Source organism: Roseomonas sp. E05, assembly GCF_030063475.1.
Lineage (GTDB): Bacteria > Pseudomonadota > Alphaproteobacteria > Acetobacterales > Acetobacteraceae > Pseudoroseomonas.
This window is the reverse complement of record NZ_JASIRT010000090.1, coordinates 1-1,340: the sequence shown is the minus strand read 5'-3', so window position 1 is coordinate 1,340 and position 1,340 is coordinate 1. Positions and strand designations below refer to the sequence as shown.

The 1,340-nt window shown below is 69.4% G+C and carries 1 protein-coding gene and 1 pseudogene; both read right to left on the bottom strand.

The features are described 5' to 3' along the window. Positions 1–322, bottom strand: a pseudogene (locus tag QMO56_RS26785) (ATP-binding protein); the annotation flags it as partial. Further along, positions 312–1,340: Mu transposase domain-containing protein (locus QMO56_RS26780; RefSeq protein WP_408906560.1), on the bottom strand; the 1,029-nt coding region annotated here is incomplete at its 5' end. The pseudogene QMO56_RS26785 and the gene QMO56_RS26780, both read right to left, overlap by 11 nt.

Sequence of the window (1,340 nt, the reverse complement as noted above, 5' to 3'; positions counted from 1 at the left end):
ACCAGTACGACGTTGTCGGCGCTGTCCATGAAGGCACCGGCGTGAAGCTGGCGCACCAGGGCTTCATTGAGCTGGCTGCCAGAGAAGTCGAAGCCTGTCAGGTCCTTGTAGGTGGGGAACCGTGCGGCCTTGAGCTGGTAGGCGATGGAGCGGACCTCCCGCTCGGCGAGCTCGGCCTTAGCAACGGCGACAGGATGGGGATCGCGTTCTGGAAGGCGGGCGCACCCTGTTCGGTCAGTTCGGCCGCGGCCTGCGCCATGCCGTGCATCTTGAGGCTGCGCAGCATGATGGTGATGGCGGCAGCCGCCGGGTCATGACGCATGGCGGCCTCCCTGCCTCGGGCGCAGGCTGTCATAGCGGGCGAGGTTGGCCTTGGGTTCCTGCGCCAGCACCAGGGCCTGAGGCGCCTCGATCGGCGGCACCTGGGAGGCGGCGCCATCGGTCAGCCGGTGCAGCAGGTTCAGGATGTGTGTCTTGCTGGCGACCCCGGCCTGCAGCGCCATCTCCACGGCGACCAGCACGGCCTGCTCGTCGTGCTGGAGCACCAGGGACAGGATCTCCACCACCTCCCGGTCACCGCCAGGACGACCGCGCAGGTGTTGCTGCAACTGCCGGAAGGCCTCCGCCAGTTCGGCGAAGGGCGCGCCGTTGCGCAGGGTGCCGGGCTTGCGCTGGACCACGGCCAGGTAGTGCCGCCAGTCGTAAACGGTCCGGCCCTGCCCGTGGTGCGACCGCTCGATGATCCGCTGGTGCTCGCAGATGACGGCCCCCTCGGCCACCACCACGATGCGGTCGGGATAGATCCGCAGGCTGACCGGCCGGTTGGCGAAGGAGGCGGGCACGCTGTAGCGGTTGCGGTCGAAGTGCACGAGGCAGGTTGGCGAGACCCGCTTGGGCTCATCCACGAAGCCGTCGAAGGCGCGCCGAACCGGCATCAGACAGTCCACCTCCTGCCGCCAGGCCGCGGCGATGCTGCCGGGTTCCACCCCATGTGGGATCTCCTCCCAGAGGGCGAGGCATCGCTGCTCCAGCCAGGTGTTCAGCGCCTCCAGGCTGGCGACCTGGGGCGTGGGCTGCCACAGCCGGTGCCGGGCGTCCCGGACGTTTTTCTCGACCTGGCCGCTCGCCCTGTCGCTTGGACCAGTGGCGCTCCAGGGCTCGCCCCAGCCCGACGCCTGATTGCAGAACTCCGGCTCGAACAGGCAGTGGCTCGCCATGGCGAGGAAGCGGGCGTTGATCTGCCGCTCCCGGCTCGGGCCGATCCGGTCCACGGCGGTGCGCATGTTGTCGTAGATGCCGCGCCGCGGCACGCCACCCAGCACGCGGAAGCCGTGGTTGTG